This is a genomic window from Nostoc sp., assembly GCF_036916975.1.
GTDB lineage: Bacteria > Cyanobacteriota > Cyanobacteriia > Cyanobacteriales > Nostocaceae > Nostoc.
This window is the reverse complement of record NZ_JBALFF010000081.1, coordinates 38,456-62,046: the sequence shown is the minus strand read 5'-3', so window position 1 is coordinate 62,046 and position 23,591 is coordinate 38,456. Positions and strand designations below refer to the sequence as shown.

Here is a 23,591-nt window from a genome sequence, read left to right as displayed (position 1 = left end):
AAACTACACAAAATCAAACTAGGTAAGACTTAGGGCTTAAGCCTCAAGTCTTACCTAGCTCACAGGTAATCGGTATCATATAATTTAAAGTTACCAGCAAACTCTTAATTGGGAACTGATAAAAGCTAAATTAGTGATATACAGTTGAGAATTTATAGCAGTTCTAAGATACAGCCTATAATTAACAAGCGAATCCAAATAATTTTTTAGGTACATTTAAAGCACACGAAATTATCAATGAGCGACAAGAGCGACAGTTACAAAGTTATTAGCGACAACCGCCAAGCCCGTTATTTGTATGAAATTCTAGAAACTTACGAAGCTGGAATTGAGTTGACAGGAACCGAGGTTAAGTCGATTCGTGCGGGTAAAGTCAATCTCCAAGATGGCTATGCTTTGCTTCGCAATGGTGAAGCATGGTTGATCAATGTGCATATCTCGCCTTATAACGCTAGTGGACAATATTTTAATCATGAACCACGGCGCACACGCAAGCTGCTGTTGCATCGCAAAGAACTCCGCAAGCTAATTGGCACAGTAGAACAGCAGGGTTTAACTTTAATCCCTTTGAAAATGTATCTCAAACGCGGCTGGGTAAAAGTGAGTATAGCCCTTGGCAAAGGTAAAAAGCTCCACGATAAGCGAGAAGACCTGAAACGACGCCAAGACCAGCGTGACATTCAACGGGCAATGAAAAACTATTGAGCGTCAGTGTCGCTAAACTACTACACCAGAGTGAGAAACCGATTGCTGTAAAAAGTATGTTGTATGTCCACAGCGTGAGTTGTGAAAATTCCTAATTTATAGCCGCAGATTGATTTTCTTTAGGTTGGGAATCGATAAAGTGGTGAGTAACTTCGGATGGCATAAGGAATTGTCAAAACTTATGAAAAGTAATTTCATTAGAGCTATTGGTGCTGGTGTTCTCACCTTGAGTATGGGAATTTTACCCTTAACTCTATCCGCACAAGCTCAAACGACAACTGACTCCGGAGCCAATACTGGTTCAGGAACGACCACTAACAATAACGATCGCAACAACGATCGCAACGGTTTTGATTGGGGTTGGCTAGGATTAATTGGTCTAGCTGGTTTGGCTGGTTTGGGTGGTAAGAAGAGTGGAAACGAACCCACCGCTTACCGCGACCCTAATGCTCCAGGCTCCACTACCTACAGAGACTAGTACCGCAAAGCCCAAGTTACGCATCCAAAAGTCAAAAGTGACTCATGCTTTAATTTTTTTGTGCTTTCTGGCTGTAATCAAATGGTAGGTTTATTTCCGCGCCCCCTGTACTAGACAATTGAAAATTCACTTAGTTGTCAGTTGTTTAGTAGAAAACAACTGACAACTTAATCATGTTAGTTTACTGTTGGTTCTAAGTTAGATGAATTTGTCTGATTTTGAGCTAAAGGTGTCCAATAGCTAGCAATTAAGGCAACTATGAGCCACCAAAGAGTATTAACTTCAGGACGATACCAAACAGTATCTACGGTTCCATGAGCTAGCATCCCCAACAAAATAGCGATCGCTCCAATTAACCAAAATCCCTCTCCACTTCTCAATCGTCGCAGTCGTCGCATTTGTAGAAATGCCATGTTAAATGTGACAATTATTAGCCAGAGAAAACAGGCTAAACCAACAAAGCCAGTTTCTACAGTCACTTCAAACAAAATCGAATAGGCACTTAAAGCAGTGTAACGAGGGCGTTGGTAGAGAGGATAAACTTGATTAAAAGAGTTGTGTCCAGGGCCAATGCCGAAAATCGGGCGATCGCGGATCATCTCGAAAACAGCATCCCACACATTTCGGCGAAAATTATTACTGCTATCTTGACGGTCAGCAAAAATACTGAACACTCGTAGGCGCACTGGCTCTACAAATATCACTGCTAGCAACAATACGCCAATCAAACCTCCCAACACAATCGGTAGCGACCAAGTACGCCAAAAACGAGGCATTTCCAAGCTTTTCCAATAAACTAGCAATGCCATCACAGCCAAAATTGCCACCACTAGTCCAATCCAACCGCCACGACTAAACGTGAGGATCAGGCAGGCAGCATTGACAATTAGCATTGTTAATGCTAAAGCTTTTTTGATCCAGCTTTGCCATGCAAAAATTGCCACTAAGCTAAAAATTACTGCTGGTAAGAGGTATCCAGCCAATAAGTTGGGATTGCCTAAATAACTGTAGACTCTAGTAGTCTTAGACATAGGAGATTCTGGATCAACCCAAGTTGCCAGTGCCGTGGCTCCAAAAAACCATTGCCGCAACCCATATACACTGACAATTAACGATATGTGCAGATAAAGGATGATAATCCAAGACCGGAGGCGAGGCGACCTCAGTATCCTGGCACAAAGGGCAAATAGCAGCAAATACAAGGTTAACGTTCCCAGGTCGTTAAGTGCCGCCTTTTTGACTGGTGACAATGCCGTTGCGACTGCGGCAACCCCCCAGTAGAACAATACCAACAGGTGAATCGGAGTGACTGAGGAGACATTTGCTGGTGTTACTTCATCAGATAAAGTCAACAACAGCCAAAATGCTACACAAGCCCCCAGCAACAAGCCTACCAATGTACTCGAAGCAAAAGGTGCAAGCGCATATACTAAACTGAGTAAAGCAGCTGCTATCGCATCTCCCCACCCAATCAAGACGCTGGTTTGCCGCCAAGAACTTAACAGTCCCACCAAAGAACGGTGTACGTAACTGGTAGCAAGGTATTCTTTGAGCGGTAAAGATGATAAAGTAAATCGTTGCCAGACTAAATTCATAAAAAACATTGCGATCAATTAGTCTGCCGACGCAGAACTTGGAATTGATCATAATGCCTATGGCTATAAAAAGGTAATAACGAAAATCGCACATCGCATGATGGCGTTCTTATTCCTAGCACAATACGGCGCAAATGGCCGGAATACAATTGTTTTGAATGGGTGAATGCGTAACTTGGGCTTTGCGGTACTAGCCATTCGCTACTACGTTTAATCAAAAACCACTTCAGCCTATATTAAGTAGAGCGGCGTGAATAATTCAAGGTTTGTAGTGAAGCAGCACGATCTTGGGGGTTTCCCCGATGAGCGACTAACAAACCCGTTGGGTGAGGATTTTAGTCCTCATAAGATGGCTGAAGCCGCTCACTAAGCTAATCAGCATTTAAGTTGCATAATCAGGGCGGGCAAATCGCCCCACCCCACAAGATATTGATAAAATTTTGATATGCAAATTAGATGTATTTTAGCTTACTAACTAATCTCAAGATTTTTTACATTACTTAATCTAGTTTGATTTATTCTCACCGACTTACTTAAGTTAAGATAGCCGTTCATGTACTTAGCACACACCAAATAGATGGACTATACCTCTTTTCTTACCCCTAATATCCAATCCTTATTATGATTAGACATCGCCAATTGCTTGTGAAGGACTCGCCACTTGCAGTGGCAAAGAAAGCACATAACGATATCCTGATTCTGGTGAACCTTGAATCAAAATTTGTCCACTATGCAATTCTGCCAGTTGACAACTCAGCAATAAGCCCAAGCTTTCACGAGAAATATTTCCATGTGATTTAGCTAAATTTATACCTGAACTAGCAGCAAAGAAATTTGAGTGATTCCCAGTGAAGTTTTTTGAGTTGTCCACTGCTACTGATGAAATTTCTCCTTGCTCCTGGGTTTGTGCATGAGTATTGTAAGTTGCTACCTCACCTGTTAGCTCCAGCAGCGACAAAGAATTGAGACGGAAGTAGGGATCAACTTCAGTAATACCATCCCCTAGCCAAGGATGGGAAACCCAAATAGTAATATTGAGCGTATCTTCCTTGTAAGAAACATGAATGCGAACAATGCTACCTGTAGCCGAAAGTTGAATCACACTAAAAACTAGGTGATAGAGAATTTGTCGCACCTTGTCTTTATCTAAAGGCCAAATGCGATTGCGTCCCGGTTCTATAGAGAGGCGGATATCTTGTTCGCGGCGATTAGCCGCTTCATCAAGGGTGTTGATAGCTTGTTGACATAGCATTTCGATATCCACAGGAGCGATATTTAGCACGTTTGAGTTTTGATCCATAGCTCCTAGTTCGGTAATTTCGTTTACTAAGGAAAGTAAGTACCGACCACTGTGTTGGATAATTTCTAAATATTCTCTCTGCTTAGTCGTCAAAGGCCCATAAATTTCACGTCCTAAAACACTAGCCATACCGAGTACAGATGTTAAAGGCGTGCGTAACTCCTGAGTTAGCTGATCCAAAAGTTCCAGTTTCAGTTCCTTGGTAGAAACAGAGCCGCTTTCTGTAGTGGCTGGGGTGATTTTAATCTCAGTATTACGTTCGCCATTGATTGAAAATATCGGAGCGATCGCCGGAGTGCTTGATTCGAGTCTCCGTTGCAGGAGTCGGTTACGTTCAAATTCACTCATGCTCCAACGAGCTATGATTTGTAAAAACTCAATGTCTCGGTTTGTAAAATTGCGCGGTACTAAATCCATCACCGCCAATGCACCCAAACAATGTCCCTCAGCATCAATCAGTGGCGCTCCTAAGTAAGCACGAATACCATAATCCTGCACCAACTTGCTACTAACAAGTACTGGGTCTGTCAGGTTATGTGTATCATTAATTACAAATATTTGAAGACTCTCTACTACTTGAGTACAAAAGGATTCCCGGCGTGATAGTTGGCGGCTTTGTGCCAAATGATTCATCAGTCCCAGCCTAGATAAGCCTACCGCCGATTTGAACCAGTGGCGTTCTTGATCCACAAATCCCAATATGGAAATTGGTGCTTCCAAAAAGTGGGCAGCAGTTTGTGTCGCCTCTTCAAAAACGGGAATCGTTTCTGGTTGCCGCAAACCTAAATCTGACAAAGCTTTGAGGCGTTGTTGTTCTCTTGATTCATGAGAGTCCCAACCATCCTTTAGGGCAAATAATTTATTTTCAGGCTCCATCATTGCCACTGCTACCTTAATAATTTATCGATACTGTAATTGATATAATCCCTATTTCTGGGTTATCAATTGCTATTTTAAGCATTCCCTAATTTTGCCTCTGACAAACAAATTTTGAGCAAAAATTTTTTATCTCTTATATTAAGTCGGCAACGCGCTATCCACAAGTTACTAGTTACTGCTGCTGAATATTCTTTATCTAGCGCTGGTGTAGCCTTTATTGCTTGGGATTTTACAGTCAGACTGCGTTAGATTTCGATTCCGTCAGGGTAACCTAATGCTAAGGATACAATACAAAGGGGCTGTGATTCTTTATGTACAGAAGGAAAAATTCTTACTGAAATTTTTTAAAGTAGATTTACTTAGAATCATTTTAAGTATGTAGTTTTTATAGCAAATAATACTTATGATAGCTAGCATTAATGGCTGACAATCCTAGATAGTTTATATAAGTCTCGATCCAATAGATTAAACCTATTACGATTTCATGCTGAAAATTGTGCAGGGGTTTCTATTTTTTCCATCCGAGGAAATATTTTTTTGAGGACAATTCGTAATGAATAAAATGACCATTAGAGTTCCTTTTGTAAACCTGAACTTACAACATGAACCAATTAAAACGCAATTGCAAGAAGCAATCCAATCTGTATTGGAACAGGGAGATTTTATTTTAGGGCAAGCAGTCTCAGATTTTGAAGCAGCATTTGCGGCAGCGTCTGGGGCAGCTTATGGAGTTGGGGTTGCATCAGGAACAGATGCGATCGCTCTCGGATTGCAAGCGTGTAATATTGGTGCTGGCGATGAAGTGATTTTACCAACAAACACTTTTATCGCAACCTTGATTGGGGTACAACGGGCTGGGGCGAAGCCAATTCTGGTAGATTGCGATCGCCAAACAGCTTTAATTGACTTAAAAGAAGCAGCAAAGGCAATTACGCCTCATACCAAAGCAATTATCCCTGTGCATCTCTATGGTCAAATGGTATCACCACATGAACTATTGAACTTGGCCGATACTTACAAACTACTAATTTTTGAAGATGCCGCACAAGCACACCTCGCCCAAAGAGATGGATATCACGCTGGTTCAGTCGGCATAGCAGCAGCCTTTAGTTTCTATCCAAGCAAAAATTTGGGAGCATTTGGGGATGGAGGAATGCTGCTGACACAAGATTCAGATATAGCCCAGAAGATGATCCGCTTGCGAAATTATGGTGCATCGCAAAAGTATTTTCATACTGAACCAGGTACAAATAGCCGCTTGGATACTTTACAAGCAGCAGTTTTGCACCAGAAACTACCATATTTGTCACAATGGAATCACGATCGCTTGACTATTGCCCAGCAATATGATATAGAACTAGCACCATTGGCAACTGCTGGTATTATTCCTATGGAAAACCAAAGTGATACCGGCCATGTGTATCATCTTTATGTGATTAGAGTTGATGATTCTTGCCCCATAGAACGCCAGCAACTCCAGGAAAAACTGACAGCCGCAGGAATTCAAACAGGCATTCACTACCCAATTCCTTGTCATCTCCAGCCAGCATTCACCAACTTAGGCTATCAGGCGGGAGATTTTCCCCAAGCAGAAAAACTCTCAAAAGAAATATTATCATTACCAATGTATCCTGGTTTGAGCATTAGCCAAGTTAAAGAAGTTGTAGCTGCGATCGCTGATGCAGTCTCAACTTCTAAAGCAGAAGCACTTCCCTTAAACACTGAGAGTTTTTGAATTACTGAAAATCATGGCACTCCCGCAACAGGTTAAATACAGAAACGCCTCAGACTTATTAAATCTAGCTATTTTAGGCGTTTTGTTGCTGCTTTATGCTCCTATATTGCTACACTGGTTGGATGGTTGGCTGAACAAAAATATTAGTACAGAACACGAATATTTTAGTCACGGGATTATTGGTTTACCATTTGCAGCTTATTTGGTTTGGATGAACCGGAAAAAGTGGAGACGTTTACCAGATACGATCCATCCTTTGGGCGCTGTTTTGTTGTTATTCGGGGCAGTGTTTTATCTTAGTGGTGTTACAGAGTGGGTTAACCTTTCCTTGCCCGTTATACTGGCAGGATTATGCTTGTGGTTTAAAGGAATAGCAGGTTTGCGATCGCAAGGATTCCCCCTACTACTAGTATTTTTGGCAACCCCAACGGCAGTACCCTATCTCATTGCTCCCTATACTATGCCTCTCCAAAGCTTTATCGCTGGTACAGCAGGCTTTATACTGAATCAATTTGGTATGGACGTAACCGTAGATGAAATCAATCTCTACGTGGGAGGACGGATTGTAGAAGTTGCCCCCTATTGTGCAGGGCTGAAAATGTTGTTTACTACTCTCTACGTCGGCTTGATGCTGCTTTATTGGACAGACGCTTTGTCTTCACGCCGCACAGTTATAGCGTTTTTATCTCTTGCTGCGATCGTTAGTACTTGTGCCAATATCATTCGTAATACTTTACTGACTTTCTTCCACGGCACAGGTCAAGAAGCGGCTTTTAAATGGCTGCATGAGGGTTGGGGTGGTGACCTCTACTCTTCTTGTATGCTGGTGTCATTAGTACCTTTACTGAATTGGATTTATAGCTATTTTTCAGTATCAGAAACTCAGCAAGAAGGCGAAAGTCATTAGTTGGGAGTCTTGAGTAAATTCTAACGAGTATCAGAACTGCTTTAATGAGTCTATAAAACTAGGTTATGCGATCGCATCGCTTCCAAACCGGTAGCGATCGCATTATGAATTTTGAACTATGCGGGTTCTTACAGCATGAGATTTTACACAGTTCAGCTTTTATGAGCCGACAGTGACGGGGTAAGACAACACAAAGGGCTTGAAACTAGCTCCAGATTTGGGAGTACCGCTTAACTCCAACTCATAAGCTCCTACTTTAGGAAATACAATGTCGGCTCCGGGAATGCTTTTATATTGCTTGGTTGATACATTATGTAAACTGGGTTTCAGCAATGGGGTATCAGTTTCATTGTGAGGTTCAGGGTAGACACCCAACTGACAGTTACATTGTGTCAGAGGGATTAGTCGCCCGCCTTTACGGGTGAGGACAATCCAAACATGAGCGGTTTTGCCAGCTTGAGGATTATCATAGGGTTCAATATGCAGCATCCCGCCCACATCGTTTGATACCTTTTCGGTATGGGCATTAACTGGTGTGGCAATCAAAACCGAAATTAATAATAGCCATCCCAAATTCTTCTCTCGAGTAAAGTGGAACATAGAGTTTCTAAGAGTAAGCGAAGTAGACCAGGGTAACTGGGGAAAGGCAATTAAACCAAAATTCAAAGATTTTTTATGCTATTTTCCACCAGATATTTAAGAAAGATAATTTTAAAAGAATACTTGCGTCAAAAGACAACCTGTCAAACTTTGCCCAAAAATTTCTTACTACCTACTTAAGACTCAATCTCAACTAAAAACTCGTTGACTCCTGAACTTTTACCTAAATATCTAACTTAAAGCTATATCAGCTTATTTCTTATGATAGTTACTAAAACTCATTTGGATGAGTGAAAGTAATGAGTGAGAGTAAATATACTTAGTAGCTGAGGTTCAGAGCATGGACTCAACAGGTAAGGTTCAAACTATGGACTCGTCCTGGTCTCTTCCAGTGCCGTTGAAAGAGTATGCAATGAGCCGAGTAACTGTCTACTTTTATAGCGACAGATGGGTTCCAATTAAATATTGTTTTTTGGTAAAAGCAATTTTGCTTCACCAGAAGGCGAAATTAGAAGGCAAGGAAATTTTATTATTTCCTGTTAATCTAGACCCTAATGAAGTCTCAAACTCTTTTAACTAAAATGGATTGAGATAGACTATTTTTAACTAGTTCTGTGGGTTGAAGTCCCCCGGTTCTAACATTCTTCCCTACTTGTGGGGCAGAAAGTCGGGAATTCATTATTAAGTTTAGATAGACCAGTAATCTTACTTTTACTGAGGTTTGTCTCTGTATTTTGCTGCATTTGTTTTTTAAACCAACCCAGAACGCAGTGCCACAACTGCTGCTTGTACGCGATCGTCTACTGCTAATTTATTCATAATCCCTCTGACGTGAGTTTTGATGGTGTTGGGACTGAGATAGAGTTTTTCGGCAATCTCCGGGTTACTCAAGCCGTCTACCATAAGTTTCAAAACTTCTAACTCGCGCCCAGATAAGTTGGCGTTGTTGCTGGCGGGTAAGGGCGGTTTGAGATTATCAATTACTCGCCGCGCAATTTGGGGATCGAGATAGGCTGCACCATCAACTGCGGCTGCGATCGCACTTAACAATCGTTCCACACTTGCACCTTTAATACAATACGCATCTGCACCACTAGATAGTGCCGCAATAATTTCTGTCTCCGTTTGATGAGATGTCAGCATCACCACATGAGTTGCTGGCAGGGCCGCCTTAATTTGCTGTGTTGCTGCAATGCCATCCAATCGCGGTAACCCAATATCCATAACCACCAAATCAGGTTTCAGTTGCAGTGCGGCTTGAACTCCCAAATAACCATCTTCTGCTTGTCCAACAATCTCTAACTGAGGATGAGCCATTAACGATTGCTCTAATCCCAGTTGCATCATTGGATCATCTTCAACAATTAACACACGCAATGGCAAAGCATTGGCTGGCAGATTTAAGGGATAGCGAGTATCTAAAGACATTTTTATTTATTAAGAGTCATTTGTCACTTGTACTGAACGACTTGTGCCGAGCGTAGTCGAAGTAAGCCGAGGTATTTGTGATTTGTTCTTTGTCATTTGTTATTAATCTTTTGCATTTTATTCTTTGCTTTTTTGCCTACCAATGACCAATGACTAATGACTAATGACAATTTTTTTTTATTCTTCCACGCGATAGCCTAACTCTGCTAAACTGATGCGCGACTGTCGCCATTTTGGCTGAACTTTCACAAACAATTCTAGGTAAACTTTACCAGAAATTAACTTTTGAATTTGTTCGCGGGCTTCACTACCAATAGCTTTGAGCATTGCTCCACCTTTGCCAATGAGTATGCCTTTTTGGGAATCGCGCTCGACGTTGATAGTCGCAAGTATACGGGTAATGCTGGGAGTTTCTTCTACTAGATCAATAGCGATCGCTACTGAATGGGGTACTTCTTCACGAGTCAATAATAAAATTTGTTCTCGGATTAATTCACCCATAATAAAGCGTTCTGGCTGGTCAGTTACCAAATCTGGCGGGTAGTATAAAGGCCCAATTTCTAAATGTTCTATTAATAATTCTTGAAGTTGCGGTAATCCTGCACTTGTCTTGGCAGAAAATTTTACGATTTCCCATTCATGGGACTGGGCCATGTGAGCGTAACTATCATCTAGAAACTGAGAATCGGACGGTTGTTGGTCGATTTTGTTCACGCCCAAAATCACTGGTGTTTTGCTGCGACACAGCAACTCGGCAATATAGCGATCGCCTGCTCCACAAGCTACGGCTCCATCTACCACAAATAGCACTACATCTACCGATTCAATGGCAATTTTGGCATTTTGCACCAAAACTTCCCCCAATTGATGATGGGGCTTATGAATTCCTGGGGTATCTACAAAAATTAACTGGGCTTCTGGTGTAGTTAAAATACCGCGCAGACGGTTACGTGTTGTTTGTGCTACTGGTGAGGTAATGGCAATTTTTTGTCCTACCAATTGATTCATTAAAGTAGATTTACCGACATTAGGACGACCAACAATGCCGATAAAACCTGATTTGAATTCAGGAGGAGCCTGTGGAATTGTGACTTCTCCTGGAAAAGAGAAGTTGTAATTATCAATACTAGTCACCTTTGGCTCCACCCTCATATTTTACAGCTGGGATAACTTGGTTTTTTCTTAGACACAAAACAAGCATAAAATTCCCCTGGTATTTTTAGGGATTGCTTTTGCCGAGGTTTAATCTACTACTGGCTCTACACTTATATATTACAGCTAAGATAACTTTGTTTTATTTTTAATACAAAACAAACATAAAATTACTTTGGCATTTACAAGGAGCGGATTTGGTTAGGTTTAATCTGCTGCTAACTTTCGCTTAAATTTCATCGATTATTCAATATATTTGGATCAAAATGTCATTGAGAAGCCCTCACTCAGCCTGAAAGGGGAGTGTGAGAGGATGTCACACTGATGAAAAAGGTTTAACCCAACGGAGTTGAATAGCGACATTAAGAGCCAACGCAGCCAAAGTAAACCACAACACACTTTCTCCAGCCAACACCAAAAAAGGCCAAATTATGGTGTGAGAATTCCAAGCAAGTTCTATCTGAGTTAATCCCCGCACCAAGCCAAAGGCCAGTACACCACCAGCTTTGAGTTGAGGATTTTTATCTGAGCGGATGATATAACGGTAGGTGACACCAAATAGTAAGCCAGTAAAAGTTGCAACTGCACCACTTACCCACAAGTGCAAATCAACATCACTTTGCAGAAATGCGAGTGTCTGAAAATACTTTGCCAAAACGAAAGTATTCAAAAGAATAGAAAGAGTAAAAGCAAAACACACAGATAAACCCCCAATTATTGCAGCTTTCAAGGATTCTAGGCGTTCTGCCATTAGTTGAGCATCTAAAATTGCGTTCACTCTATATAGATAAAGATTAAGTATTGGTAAATTCTTCCCTAGCTTCCAATATGATAAATGTTAGAGCAGCTTTGTAATTAATTAAATGCTGCTCTTATGTGGGAATTTTGATGATAAACTCGGTTCCCACACCTGGTTGGGAATCCACATCTAATACACCTTTGTGTTTTTCTACAACTATTTGATATGCGATTGACAAGCCCAGTCCAGTACCTTTACCAACGGTTTTTGTGGTAAACAACGGCTCAAACAAGTGTTGTTTTAGCCTTTCAGGAATACCAATGCCATTGTCAGCAATCCGAATTATGACCAATTCAGAATCTATTTCTGTTGTAATTTTAATCTGAGGAATTAGATTCTTCTTTTTGCTCTGCATTATAGCTTCATCAAGGGCATCAATTGCATTGGCCAGAATGTTCATAAATACTTGATTCATCTGCCCAATATAGCAGTTTATCTCTGGTAATACTCCATAAGTTTTAATAACCTCAATGGCGGGAAGATCGCCATTAGCTTTGAGGCGGTGTTGCAAGATCATTAATGTACTATCTAGCCCTTGGTGCAAATCAGCAGATATTTTTATATCAGTATCCGATCGGCAAAAGCTACGGAGTGAATTAGAAAGGTTTTGAATTCGTTCACTTCCTACTTCAAGTGATCTCAAAATTTTTACCATATCTTCGAGAACAAAGTTCAGTTCCAAGTCCTTAATAGCATTGGTAATTTTGGCTGTTGGGTTTGGATATTCTTGTTCATAGAGTAAGAGCAACTTGGTTATCCCTGCAATGTATTCTTGCAAGGGTGGAATATTGCTGGAAATAAAGTTGATGGGGTTGTTGATTTCATGGCCAATACCAGCGATTAACTCTCCGAGTGTTGATAGTTTTTCTTGCTGCACTAGTTGGACTTGGGCTTGTTGCAAAGCCTTGGTGCGATCGCTAACTTGTTGTTCTAAAGATTCAGTCAATTGTTTGAGTTGTAGATGTACGCGCACTCTAGCAATCACTTCCTCTTGTGCAAACGGTTTAGGGATATAATCTACTGCACCAAGTGAAAATCCCTTCGTTTTGCTTTCCGTATCCGCTAAAGCAGTGGTGAAAATAATCGGAATGTTTTGGGTAACAAAATTAGCTTTGAGGCGGCGACAAGTTTCAAAACCGTCAATACCGGGCATTTGTACATCCAGCAAAATCAACTCTGGTTGATTGCGTTCGGCTTGAGCGATCGCAGTTTCTCCATCGACTGCAACGCGGAAACGAAAACCCTTACTGTTGAGTGCTTCACACAAGACAGATAAATTTGTCGGATTATCATCCACAATCAAAATAAATCCCTTATTTGCAGTTTGGCCCATGATGAATTTTAAATTGAAATTTAACTAAAATTAATTGATGTATTGTTGAATAAAATAATTCAGGAGTCATAATTCAGAATAGAATTAGCATAGTTAGTCACTTACTAACTTCCTGAAGCTTCAGCTTGCAGCTTATATCATTTATTCTGAATCCTCAATTCGGACTCTTGAATACTTACAATAAAAGTTTCTAAACGTTTGAGTTGGAAATTACTAGCAAGCTCGACAAGTTGCTGGTTAAAAACGCTCAAGCTCTGATCAGATGCAGAAAGTTCTTCAGCAAGTTCTAATATTTTTTGAATATCACCGTCTTGTGTCAGTTCGAGTAACTCTTGCAAAACCTCTTGAGCCGGATAAATTATCTCATTTTGTTGCTCCAAAGCACCTGTATAGTTTTTTTTAATTGCGTCTACCTTACCGTCAAAAATCCATTCTAGTTGCAAAAATTGTCGTAGTATTTCCAGCAGCATTTCAGCTTCTATAGGCTTTGCTAGAAATGCATCTGCACCTACATCAATACTCTTGTGCTGGTCGATTGCAAATACGCTGGCTGACGAAGCAATGACAGCAATCTCTTTAAATAACCCAGACTTACGCAAACGTTCGATCAACTCAAATCCATTCAATCTAGGCATCACTAGGTCAGTGATAATCATCTGTGGTTTGTAGAGTAAAGCCTGTTCCCATGCTTCCTCACCGTGACTAGCTTCTACAACAGTAAACCCAACAGGCTCTAGTAAATTTACAATTACCGATCGGTTTTCCCATTTGTCATCCGCAATCAAAATGGTGCGCCTTTGTCCTTGATAACCAATAATGGTTCCCTGCTCAACCACTCTAGAAACCTTTGCCCAGTCTTTAGATTCTGGCAATGTTGCCTCAAACCAAAAAGTGCTACCTTTGCCTAAGCTACTTTGCACCTGAATTTGGCTACCCATCAACAAAACAATGTTTTGGCTAATTGCTAATCCCAAGCCTGTACCTTCAGATTGTCGTTTCTGATTTCCTACTTGCTCAAAGGGCAGAAAGATTTTTTCGGCTTGTTCAGGGATTATACCCGTGCCGGTATCTATTACCTGAAAGCGAATTTTATAGTTAGTTTTTCCGTTGGCGTTTGATTCTTGACCAATCACCTGAACTTTGAAGGTGACACTACCTTGATTAGTAAATTTAATCGCATTACTAAGCAAGTTAATCACTACTTGCCGTAAGCGTTTTTCATCAGCATGAATACCCGTTGGTAAATCAGGATCGAGTTCGACGTGAAATGCGATAGCCTTTTGTTCTGCCCGGATGCGGCAAATTTCAGTCACGCTATCGATAAAGGCAGGTAAGTAAAAATCTACAGGATACAATTCTAGTTTTCGAGCTTCTATTTTGGAGAGATCCAGGACATCATTAATTAGGGTTAAAAGATGAGAACCACATTGATAAATTATGCTGATTCCTTTGCGTCCTTTCTCACTTAAAGATTCTGTGCGTTGGATAATTTGTGTATAGCCAAGAATACCGTTAAGAGGTGTGCGTAGCTCATGACTCATATTGGCGAGAAATTCACTCTTAGCTTCGCTGGAGTTTTGAGTGACTTTCTGTTCAAGGCGTAGTTCTTTTTCGATGCGCTTGCGCTCTACAATTTCAGTTGAAAGCGCTTGATTGATAACTTCTAACTGGGCAGGGCTAGGTAATGTTAAAGCTTGAGGCATGAGATAAAATAACGCAAATGCCGTATATATCGAAATAATGGCAGTTAAAGCTTTTAAAGCACCTGCAATCCAATAGTCTGGATGCCAAAGCGTCCAAATATCCATCAAGTGTCCAGTACCGCAAGCAATGATAAAAGCTCCAAATAACAAAAAGACTCCGTTGAAAGGAACATCTTTGCGCTTGGAAATAAAGTAAATTATTAGGAAGGGAATAGAATAATAGGCCAAAGCGATCGTGGCATCAGAAATAATGTGGAGCCAAACTAATCCAGTTTTCCACAGATAACAATGTCCGTGGGCAACAAAACCGTTAGAGTGGAAAGGATAGTTGAAAAATGTCGGCATGATACTAGGGGTTGGTAGATTTGAAATATATACGCATAGCCCTAGTATTCCCAAACCATCAAGTCAGAAAGCGCGATCGCTAATTTTTTACATTTGTCTTTATTAATGGTTGAAGTCCTAGCGTACCAAGAAAAAATGGTGTATCGTTTGCGCTCGCTTGCAAAACTTGCAATGTCATTTATAAAAAAAATCTGAGCTTGCCCAATCCCTGTATGATAAATATTAGAAACGTTTTGTAATTATTTGAAAAGCGGGACTATGGAGATTTTGACACTAGGTTGGGTATCACTGTTAGTTGTGTTCACTTGGTCAATCGCAATGGTAGTTTGGGGACGTAACGGACTATAGAGGTATTGTGGAAAGTCCATTTTTGAGTATTTTAACAATAGTAGCCATAGTGCTACTCGTAGTAGTCACTGGTGGTATTGGTTATTTGACCGTGGCAGATTGGCGCGATCGCCGTCGCCGAGATGAAGACAAACGCACCAGCCGCAGCGCCACTCCCAAGCGGCGATAATTTGTTTGTGGTTGAGAAATGTTTTTGTAGGGACACGCTATTATCCTGTCCCTACACTATTTTATTTGGCATTCCCAGGAAAGAACTGTTACCTTTGCGATCGCAACGGGAATCATGAGATAGAAGACTTTCAATATTTCAAGTCCCACTGGGAATGGAAAACTCCTCTACTACTCAACCCATAGAACCAAATTCAGAACAGCAAGAATCTCATTTAGATGTGACACTCTCTCTGCGTCAGAATGAGCAACAAAAAGCCTTGTCTGGAGTTATTGCCCGCATCCGTGAGTCTCTAGACATAGAAACGATTTTCAAAATTACAGTCACTGAAGTCCGCCAGCTTCTGAAAAGCGATCGGGTTAGTGTGTTTCGTTTTTATCCCGAATTGGGATGGGAAGGGGAATTTATCTATGAAGATGTGGGAGCAGAATGGGATTCGGCATTAGCAGCCAAACTGCACGATCACTGCTTTGCTGCGGAGTTTGCACAACTATATCAGCAAGGTCGGATTAAAGCAATGGCTGATATATATCAAGCTGGTGTCAGTGATTGCCACGTCCAAATGCTAGAAAGATTCCAAGTGCGTGCCAATATAGCTGCCCCCTTGATGAAGGGTAAAGATTTATGGGGATTGCTGTGTATTCATCAGTGTAGTAATCCTCGGCAATGGCAAGCATCAGAAATTGAGTTTGTACAATTAATCGCCGAACATCTGGGAGTTGCTTTACAACAAGCAGATTACCTGGAACAAGTAAAACTACAATCAGCAGAACTAGCACAAGCAAAAGCCAGAGAAAAAGCAGCCCAATGGCAAAGAACCATCGCTATAACCATTGAGAAAATTCGTCAGTCTCTAGACTTGGAAAGCATTTTCCACACAACCACCGGAGAACTTAGGCAGCTGCTAAATGCTGACCGCGTGGCTATTTATCGCTTCAATCCCGATTGGAGTGGTGAATTTGTGTTTGAATCAGTGGTAGAGGGTTGGATTTCCCTGATAGATGAGCAATTGCAGCGGTCGGAAGTAAGTGAAAACGTCAGTGGATGTAGCGTCAAAGATTTAGCTAAACCTCCAGTCGCTGACACTTACTTACAAGATACAGAGGGTGGTAGCTTCAGTCGCTGTGAAGTGTATCGTGTTTGTAATGATATTTACAATTCAGGGTTTAGTGACTGCTACATTAAAATCTTAGAGATATATCAAGCAAGAGCTTATGCGATCGTTGCTATTTACCACGGTAACAAGCTCTGGGGCTTGCTAGCAGTCTACCAAAATGCCAGAACCCGTGATTGGCAAAAAGATGAGGTTTACTTGCTTACCCAAGTTGGAACCCAACTTGGTGTAGCTTTGCAGCAAGCGGAATTTATCCAACAAATGCAAACCCAAGCAGCAGAGATAAGTAAAGCTGCCGAAAGACAAAGAGCTTTAGCGAACACTGTAGAAAAAATTCGTCAGTCTCTTGATATTGAAGCCATCTTTAAAACCACAACTCAAGAAGTCCGTCGGTTATTAGAAGTGGAACGAGTCGCAATTTATCGCTTCTATCCTGATTGGAGTGGCGAATTTGTCGCTGATTCTATTGTTGATGGCTGGACACCAATGGTTAAGCCGCAGCCTGTGACAGAAGGCGTTTTTGTACAAGGAAAGCAAGCGGGTAAGTATGCACGAAATGAAGTTTTTGTGCCAATTTCTCAGGGCGAGAAGTTGTGGGGATTGCTAGTAGCTTATCAAAATTCCCGGCCTCGTTATTGGCAAGATGAGGAAATCAACTTATTGGCACAAGTTGGCACCCAATTGGGGGTAGCATTACAGCAAGCTGAGTCTTTGAAACAGATGGAGCTGCAAACCCAAAAACTGGCTAAAGCTGCTGCACGAGAACGGAAAGCAGCCGAAAGAGAGAAGGCATTAGCCGCAACGGTGGAGAAAATTCGCCAGTCTCTTGATATTCATACCATTTTTGCCACCAGTACAGAAGAAGTCCGGGGACTATTGGAAGTTGATCGAGTCACAATCTATCAATTCGGGGCTGATTGGAGTGGCAAATTTGTTGCTGAGTCTTTAGCCCAAGGTTGGACACCAATAAAAGAAATTGTACCTGTAGTTGCAGATGATTACTTACAAGAAACGCAAGGCGGAAGGTTTGCTAATGCTAGAAGTTGTGTAATTAAAGATATTTATAGCGCCAATTATTCTATTTGTCATATTGACCTGCTTGAGTTAATGGAGGCTAGGGCATATATGATTGTGCCGATTTTTCAGGGTGAGAAACTCTGGGGATTACTAGCAGCTTATCAAAATATCAAGCCCCGTGATTGGCAAGAGGATGAGGTAGATTTGCTGATGCAGATTGGGAATCAATTAGGGGTAGGACTTCAACAAGCAGAATTACTCGAACAAACTCAACGTCAAAAAGAAGAAATTACCCAGACTCTTAAAGAATTACAGCACACTCAAAGCCAGCTGATCCAAAGTGAAAAAATGGCAGGTTTAGGGCAGTTAGTTGCGGGTATAGCACATGAAATTAACAACCCGATTAGTTTTATTTATGGCAACATCACTTATGTTACTGAACATGCCGAAAATTTATTAAAATTACTGCGCCTCTATCAAAAACAGTATCCTAAGACAACAGGAGAAATTCAAAAGCAAGCAGCAGCAGTGGATTTAGATTTCATTAATGATGACTTGCCCAAAATTCTAACTTCAATGAAGATAGGGGCAGATCGGATCTCTCAACTGGTCTTATCATTGCGAAGTTTTTCTCGACTTGACGAAACAGGAATGAAGCCCATTGATCTTCATGAAGGCATCGACAGTACTTTGTTGATTTTACAACATCGATTAAAACCAGAGACTAATTCTTTTACTATTGAGGTAGTTAAACAATATGGTGAATTACCTCCATTAGTCTGCTATGGCGCCCAGATGAATCAGGTATTTATGAATATTCTCAACAATGCGATCGATGCACTAGAAAACTCAGAAACTAGTAGAAAAATTGACAATCCTAAAATTTTGATTCGTACAGAAGTGATATCCGGGAATACTATTCTGATTTGCATTGCCGACAATGGTTGTGGGATTCCACAGATGATGCGATCGCGCATTTTTGAACCTTTCTTTACCACCAAACAACCTGGACAAGGTACTGGCTTGGGGTTATCTATTAGCTACCAAATTATTGTGAAAAAACACGGCGGTAATATCAAGTGTGTTTCTGAACCTGGTAACGGCTGTGAGTTCTGGATAGAAATCCCGATAAAACGGACAATTTAGGGGTTAGCGATACCTGCGGTAGCCTTTTATAGATAATAACACTACGCGAACGGCGGGCAACTATTGGAGAGGCTACGCCAACGCCTACGCTCTTTTTATCTCACACAAAGGCGCAAAGGAAGGAGAGAGCGATCGCCTACTCCAAATCTTCTATACTTGTACTATGTAAAGGTAATCAAATTCTCTATGATTACAAACACTAATACCCAAATGCAAACCAATCAATACCCATTTGCTCAAGAATTAATCACAGATACTCAAGGTAACATTCGTAAAGTAATTATAGATTTTCAAGATTATCTACGCTTATTAGAAGCGATTGAAGATGAAGGATTGATATTAGCAATTAAGGAAGTACAACAAGAAACGCCATTAAATATTAATGAAGCATTAGCCGAATTAGAAAGAGAGTGAATACCCAGTATCTATCCAGTTTTATTAAAGATTTAAAAGCACTAAAAAGTACTACTATGAGACGATTAAAGTACTTGCTTTTGAAGAAATACCACAAATAGCTAACTTTGAAGAAATTACTAATATCAAAAAGCTTCAAGGATATGATGATATTTATCGTATTCGTATAGGTGATTATCGGATCGGGATTATATTTGACGGTGAAACACTAATATTTCAGCGTGTGTTACATCGTAAAGATATTTATCGATATTTTCCAAAGTGAGTCAAATTAGTTATTTTTTGGAATTGTGCGATCGCACTGTAGAGTTTTTGCGATCGCTTAATTGATAATACTTACCTCGTTCAGTAAGGCGATCGCTCTTTTTAACGAACCGCAGAGAACACAGAGGAAGAAGAGAGCGATGCCAACTCTTGGAGACGCTACGCGAACGGCGGGCAACTCTTGGAGACGCTACGCGAACGCCTACGCTTGGTAGAATAGATATTTTATTGTTGATGTTGCAACCAAGCCACTAAATCAGCTTGCATTGAGAAATCTAGTAAGGCTTCGGCTAAATCCTCTAACAATGTTAAAATTATATATCCATAAAGGAGAAGATTATGAGCAATCAATCTGTTCCTAAAACAAATAGTCTCTATGCACAAGATTATCACTTGTGGTTAGAATACACTGTTGATTTATTAAAAAACAAAAATTTTTTAGAATTAGAGTTAGAAAATTTAATTGAAGAAATTCAAAGTATGGGAAGAAGTGATAAAAATGCTTTAAGGACTAATCTTAGAGTGCTTTTAATGCACCTTCTCAAATACAAATTTCAACCCCAGAACCGATCTAATAGCTGGTTATATACAATCTATGAACATCGTCAAAGATTACAAGAAGCATTTGTAGATAGTCCTAGCTTAAAATACTATTACACGGAAGTTTTTGACATTTGTTACCAACACGCTAGAAAAGAAGCATCTATTGAAACAGGTCTTCCTCTGTCTATTTTTCCCAAAGACTATCCTTTTTCTGTTGATGAAACCTTAGATTCTGATTTTTTTCCAAATTAATCATAATCGCACGGTGGAGTTTTTGCAGGCGATCAATCGCTCTTTTTAACGAACCTTTCTAGGCGCAGAGAACACAGAGTCAGGAGAGAGGAAACTTTATAACTTAGAGAATTAGGAGACAACAAATGACCATACAGCTACAACTGAAACCAGAAATAGAAGCTCGTCTTATTGCTGAAGCTACTGCACAAGGTTTATCGGTAGAAGCTTATCTTGCATCTCTGATTGAAAACAGTTTAACCAGCCACGAAGAAAATTTTTTGTATCAAGTATCAACTCAGGAAGAATGGGAAGCTATATTAACAGATTTAATAAATAGTCCTGCTTTTTCTTTAGCACCAGCACTTTCAGATGCAGCGATTAGTCGAGAGAGTATTTACACCAGAGAAGATGAAATGTTATGAGCTATTTGGTGGATACTAATATTTTGCTGCGTTTGGTGCAGAAGAATAGCCCAATGCACTTTGATACTCAAAGAGCTATCTTGATGCTCAAGAGACAAGGGGAATTATTATATATAATTCCACAGAATCTCATTGAGTTTTGGGCTGTTGCGACAAGACCAATTAATAGTAATGGTTTAGGTTTGTCTACGGCTCAAGCAGTAGAAGAAACTGAGAAACTGAAGAAGATATTTATACTACACCTTGATATACCTGCTATTTGTAGTGAGTGGGAGTCTCTAATTGTTAAATACCAAGTCATGGGAAAACAGGTGCATGATGCACGTTTAGTTGCGGCGATGGTAACGCACCAGATTACACATATACTTACATTTAATATTGATGACTTTAAACGTTTTTCTGAAATTGTAGTTGTTGATCCGCGCAATGTTACACCGCAGTCTTAATTATATTTCAGAGCGATGCCTTCGGCGGGCTTCGCCTACGCTCTTTTTAACGAACCGCAGAGGCGCAGAGAACACAGAGAAAGAAGAGAGCGATCGCATTTGTTGTGAAGGTGCAATTAGACTATGGCTATTTCACTCTAATTCTAAAAACAGTGACTCCAAATCTCTATATCCACTCATGACACGGGCAATATCAATTCCATCTTCTCTGGGATAGTATAAGATGATATATTCTTCAATGTTAAATCCCCGTAAATTGGCAGATAATTGCTCATAACTTTTTCCCATATTGGGAAATCCAGCAACTAATTTGCATTTCTGGCGAATTGCATCAAAAAGTTTACTAGCAGCACTGGGACTATTCTGAGCAATATATTCACAAATAGTATTTAAATCTTTGACTGCTTGATCAGAAAAAGAGTAGTTACTCATTTTCGAGACTCAGCAATTTTATTGATTTTTTCTTGTAGTTGAGCAAATACTATCTCACCATCTGTAACCTCTCCTCTAGCAATTTGTTCCTTTCCAATCACTATTTTTTGTCGAAGTTCTTCCAAACGTTGTTCTCGTGCTTGTAGCAATTTTAATGCTTCGTTCATTAATTCTTCTGCATTAGCATATCTCCCAGTTTGAATTTGGGATTGAATAAACTGCTCATGCTCAGGTTTAAGGGAAATATTCATTCCAAATAACCCTACTAAATTTACTATATTCAAATTTTATCGCTAATTGACTTGACGATCGAATACGGCTCAGTTTTCAACTAAAAGATTAATGCGATCGCATTTCAATAAAAAGCAAGCGATCGCACAATGGAGATTTTTCAGGCGATCGCTCTTTTGGTTAAATGCATCAAAGTCTAATCGTGGGTTGTACCGTCTGGCATAATAGCACCAGCAAGATTTGCATCTTCTAAATTTGCACCAAGGAGATTTGCGTTTGTAAGGTTGGCTTTTTCTAGATTGGCATTACTCAAGTTTGCCCCACGCAAGTCGGCTGATGTTAGATTTACTCCACTTAAGTTTTCTTGGTTTAGACCAGCACCGCAAAGATTAGCTTCACTCAAGTTTGCACCATTAAGTTCTGGATACTTAAAAATTGCCCCTACTAAATTTACAGAACTTAGATCAGCACCTATGAAATTTGTTCTAATTAATTTTGCTTCGGTTAAATTTGCTTGACTTAATTGAGCCGCAGTTAAGTTAGTTTGTTCTAAATTTGCCTGATTCATATTTGAGCCTTTGAGGTTTGCCGAAGTAAGGTTTGCGTCTTCTAGGTTCGCTTGACTTAAGTTAGCTGCTTGCAAGTCAGATCCAGCTAAGTTCACATTATTCAAATTAGCACCTGCAAAATTAGCATTTTGTAGCGATGCACCAGGAGCAATAAAATAACTTCCAGCTTCAGCCGGATCAAAACCTGTGGGAAAGATAGTCAATGTGTTGTAATAGCTATATTGCAAATCTATTCCCTCAATATTTGCTCCCTTTAGATTTACTCCTAATAGATTTGTATGGATCAGATTGGCATTACTTAGATTTGCCCTCATCAACTTTACTCCACTCAAATTTACCCCGCTTAAATTTGCTCCACTGAGGTTGGCTAAACTGAGGTTGACTTCACCATCTAAAATAGCTTCACTGAGATCAGCTTCACTAAGATCAGCTTCGCGTAAAGATGCCCCAGTCAAATCAGCTTCACGAAAATTAGCTTTTTTCAGTTTTGCCTTATCTAGCTTGACCGATCTGAGGTCTGTTTTATAAAGACATGCATCCTCTAGATTAGCTTCAGTTAATTTTGCACTGGATAAGTCAGCTTCACTGATATCTGCTTCTCTCAGATTTGCACGAGTTAAGTTTGCATATCTGAGAGAAGCAGCATTTAGATCAGCAAAACTTAAATTAGCTTCACTTAAATTCGCTTCACATAAGTCAGCTTTACTGATATCTGCTCCTTCCAAATTTGCGCCACTCAAATTGAGGTTACGCCAGTTGACATCGCTTAGATTAGCATTTGTCAAATTAGCTTGACTTAGGTTAACCTCGTCTGCTAACGTTTCACCACTCAAATCGACTCCAGCTAAATTAATCCCGCTAAAGTTACGTTCTCCTGCCTTATAACGCTGCCAAAATTCTTCAGCATTAATAGGTATTTCCTGTCCTAACACTGTTTTACTTTGTTGCTGTTCAATACGCTCAATAAATTGCTTCACAACTTCACCATCATCAAGATTTGCTTCTTTATTTGATGCGTTACTATTATCCAAATCTTTACTAATATTAGACAGATGATTGAGGGGCTGTTGTAATTCTGCAAATTGTACATTTAATTGTGCGATATTTTGTTGTATAATTTCAATCTGCTGTAATTCAAGTCTGTTGTTAAATTGTTCTTTAAATTGATCAAAATACTTTTTTAGCCAAGCAATATTTTTTCGTCGCAGATCCTGTTCTACTTCTAACTGTGAAATCCGCAATGCCAAAGATTCTAAAGTTACTTCTGAGTTGGAGCTATTCAT

General features: G+C 40.2%; 25 protein-coding genes. 13 read left to right on the top strand and 12 right to left on the bottom strand.

Going from position 1 to position 23,591, the window contains the following annotated elements; translation table 11 throughout:
• Nucleotides 1-237 precede the first annotated feature (237 nt).
• Both smpB and V7K73_RS20825 read left to right on the top strand, forming a co-directional pair.
• Entirely contained in the window at nt 238-705 is a 468-nt protein-coding gene (gene smpB, locus V7K73_RS20830; protein ID WP_100900463.1) for an SsrA-binding protein SmpB, read from the top strand.
• A 181-nt stretch (nt 706-886) separates the two neighbouring features.
• Complete coding sequence (locus V7K73_RS20825; protein WP_334882631.1) at nt 887-1,183, top strand: WGxxGxxG family protein; 297 nt, start codon at nt 887-889, stop codon at nt 1,181-1,183.
• A gap of 176 nt (nt 1,184-1,359) precedes the next feature.
• Here V7K73_RS20825 and V7K73_RS20820 read toward each other — a convergent pair whose 3' ends face one another.
• Nucleotides 1,360-2,778 (bottom strand): IctB family putative bicarbonate transporter, encoded by a 1,419-nt coding sequence (locus V7K73_RS20820; RefSeq protein WP_334882629.1) that lies wholly within the window; start codon nt 2,776-2,778, stop codon nt 1,360-1,362.
• Between the two features lie 625 nt (nt 2,779-3,403).
• Nucleotides 3,404-4,957 (bottom strand): sensor histidine kinase, encoded by a 1,554-nt coding sequence (locus V7K73_RS20815; RefSeq protein WP_334882628.1) that lies wholly within the window; start codon nt 4,955-4,957, stop codon nt 3,404-3,406.
• A gap of 111 nt (nt 4,958-5,068) precedes the next feature.
• On the opposite strand from V7K73_RS20815, the gene V7K73_RS20810 reads away from it, so the two are divergent.
• From V7K73_RS20810 to crtB, 3 genes are all read left to right on the top strand, one after another.
• A complete protein-coding gene (locus tag V7K73_RS20810) occupies nt 5,069-5,206 on the top strand; it encodes a hypothetical protein (protein ID WP_334882625.1) in 138 nt (45 codons plus the stop codon).
• Nucleotides 5,207-5,510: 304 nt separating this feature from the next.
• Complete coding sequence (locus tag V7K73_RS20805) at nt 5,511-6,692, top strand: DegT/DnrJ/EryC1/StrS family aminotransferase (protein ID WP_334882623.1); 1,182 nt, start codon at nt 5,511-5,513, stop codon at nt 6,690-6,692.
• A gap of 13 nt (nt 6,693-6,705) precedes the next feature.
• Nucleotides 6,706-7,599, top strand: a complete 894-nt coding sequence (gene crtB, locus V7K73_RS20800; protein ID WP_334882621.1) for a cyanoexosortase B — start codon at nt 6,706-6,708, stop codon at nt 7,597-7,599.
• A 159-nt stretch (nt 7,600-7,758) separates the two neighbouring features.
• On the opposite strand, the gene V7K73_RS20795 is transcribed toward crtB, so the two are convergent.
• The 6 genes from V7K73_RS20795 to V7K73_RS20770 form a co-directional block, all read right to left on the bottom strand.
• A complete protein-coding gene (locus V7K73_RS20795; RefSeq protein ID WP_334882619.1) occupies nt 7,759-8,199 on the bottom strand; it encodes a hypothetical protein in 441 nt (146 codons plus the stop codon).
• Between the two features lie 750 nt (nt 8,200-8,949).
• Nucleotides 8,950-9,627: a response regulator transcription factor gene (locus tag V7K73_RS20790; protein ID WP_334882617.1), complete on the bottom strand. Its 678-nt coding sequence runs from the start codon at nt 9,625-9,627 to the stop codon at nt 8,950-8,952.
• A gap of 177 nt (nt 9,628-9,804) precedes the next feature.
• Nucleotides 9,805-10,779, bottom strand: a complete 975-nt coding sequence (gene era / locus V7K73_RS20785) for a GTPase Era (protein ID WP_334882615.1) — start codon at nt 10,777-10,779, stop codon at nt 9,805-9,807.
• Nucleotides 10,780-11,095: 316 nt separating this feature from the next.
• Complete coding sequence (locus V7K73_RS20780) at nt 11,096-11,530, bottom strand: hypothetical protein (RefSeq protein ID WP_334882669.1); 435 nt, start codon at nt 11,528-11,530, stop codon at nt 11,096-11,098.
• A 121-nt stretch (nt 11,531-11,651) separates the two neighbouring features.
• Nucleotides 11,652-12,911 (bottom strand): hybrid sensor histidine kinase/response regulator, encoded by a 1,260-nt coding sequence (locus V7K73_RS20775; protein WP_334882614.1) that lies wholly within the window; start codon nt 12,909-12,911, stop codon nt 11,652-11,654.
• 137 nt (nt 12,912-13,048) lie between these two features.
• Complete coding sequence (locus V7K73_RS20770; RefSeq protein ID WP_334882612.1) at nt 13,049-14,959, bottom strand: ATP-binding protein; 1,911 nt, start codon at nt 14,957-14,959, stop codon at nt 13,049-13,051.
• Nucleotides 14,960-15,217: 258 nt separating this feature from the next.
• Here V7K73_RS20770 and petN point away from each other — a divergent pair, with 258 nt between their 5' ends.
• From petN to V7K73_RS20745, 5 genes are all read left to right on the top strand, one after another.
• Nucleotides 15,218-15,307, top strand: coding sequence for a cytochrome b6-f complex subunit PetN (petN, locus tag V7K73_RS20765; RefSeq protein WP_012408302.1), 90 nt, complete (start codon nt 15,218-15,220; stop codon nt 15,305-15,307).
• Between the two features lie 7 nt (nt 15,308-15,314).
• Nucleotides 15,315-15,476, top strand: coding sequence for a hypothetical protein (locus V7K73_RS20760; protein WP_322641163.1), 162 nt, complete (start codon nt 15,315-15,317; stop codon nt 15,474-15,476).
• Between the two features lie 154 nt (nt 15,477-15,630).
• Nucleotides 15,631-18,753: a GAF domain-containing sensor histidine kinase gene (locus V7K73_RS20755; protein ID WP_334882609.1), complete on the top strand. Its 3,123-nt coding sequence runs from the start codon at nt 15,631-15,633 to the stop codon at nt 18,751-18,753.
• A 186-nt stretch (nt 18,754-18,939) separates the two neighbouring features.
• Nucleotides 18,940-19,167 carry a hypothetical protein gene (locus V7K73_RS20750; RefSeq protein WP_334882607.1) on the top strand — a complete coding sequence of 76 codons (228 nt, stop codon included), beginning with the start codon at nt 18,940-18,942 and terminating at the stop codon, nt 19,165-19,167.
• A gap of 64 nt (nt 19,168-19,231) precedes the next feature.
• Nucleotides 19,232-19,432 (top strand): type II toxin-antitoxin system RelE family toxin, encoded by a 201-nt coding sequence (locus V7K73_RS20745; protein WP_334882667.1) that lies wholly within the window; start codon nt 19,232-19,234, stop codon nt 19,430-19,432.
• A gap of 224 nt (nt 19,433-19,656) precedes the next feature.
• Here the strand turns inward: V7K73_RS20745 and V7K73_RS20740 are convergent, their stop codons facing one another.
• Nucleotides 19,657-19,824, bottom strand: coding sequence for a DUF4351 domain-containing protein (locus V7K73_RS20740; protein ID WP_260675865.1), 168 nt, complete (start codon nt 19,822-19,824; stop codon nt 19,657-19,659).
• Between V7K73_RS20740 and V7K73_RS20735 the strand changes: the two genes are divergently transcribed.
• From V7K73_RS20735 to V7K73_RS20725, 3 genes are all read left to right on the top strand, one after another.
• Nucleotides 19,771-20,226, top strand: a complete 456-nt coding sequence (locus V7K73_RS20735; RefSeq protein ID WP_334882602.1) for a DUF29 domain-containing protein — start codon at nt 19,771-19,773, stop codon at nt 20,224-20,226. The genes V7K73_RS20740 and V7K73_RS20735 overlap by 54 nt on opposite strands.
• A 125-nt stretch (nt 20,227-20,351) precedes the next feature.
• Complete coding sequence (locus V7K73_RS20730) at nt 20,352-20,630, top strand: hypothetical protein (RefSeq protein WP_334882601.1); 279 nt, start codon at nt 20,352-20,354, stop codon at nt 20,628-20,630.
• Entirely contained in the window at nt 20,627-21,076 is a 450-nt protein-coding gene (locus V7K73_RS20725) for a type II toxin-antitoxin system VapC family toxin (protein ID WP_334882599.1), read from the top strand. Before V7K73_RS20730 ends, V7K73_RS20725 begins: the two co-directional genes overlap by 4 nt.
• A 132-nt stretch (nt 21,077-21,208) precedes the next feature.
• Here the strand turns inward: V7K73_RS20725 and V7K73_RS20720 are convergent, their stop codons facing one another.
• The 3 genes from V7K73_RS20720 to V7K73_RS20710 all read right to left on the bottom strand — a co-directional run bounded on the left by V7K73_RS20720 (nt 21,209) and on the right by V7K73_RS20710 (nt 23,591).
• Complete coding sequence (locus V7K73_RS20720) at nt 21,209-21,508, bottom strand: type II toxin-antitoxin system RelE/ParE family toxin (RefSeq protein WP_334882597.1); 300 nt, start codon at nt 21,506-21,508, stop codon at nt 21,209-21,211.
• On the bottom strand, nt 21,505-21,792 hold the full coding sequence (locus V7K73_RS20715) for a type II toxin-antitoxin system ParD family antitoxin (protein WP_334882595.1): 288 nt from the start codon (nt 21,790-21,792) through the stop codon (nt 21,505-21,507). Before V7K73_RS20715 ends, V7K73_RS20720 begins: the two co-directional genes overlap by 4 nt.
• Nucleotides 21,793-21,935: 143 nt before the next feature.
• Nucleotides 21,936-23,591: a pentapeptide repeat-containing protein gene (locus V7K73_RS20710; RefSeq protein ID WP_334882594.1), complete on the bottom strand. Its 1,656-nt coding sequence runs from the start codon at nt 23,589-23,591 to the stop codon at nt 21,936-21,938.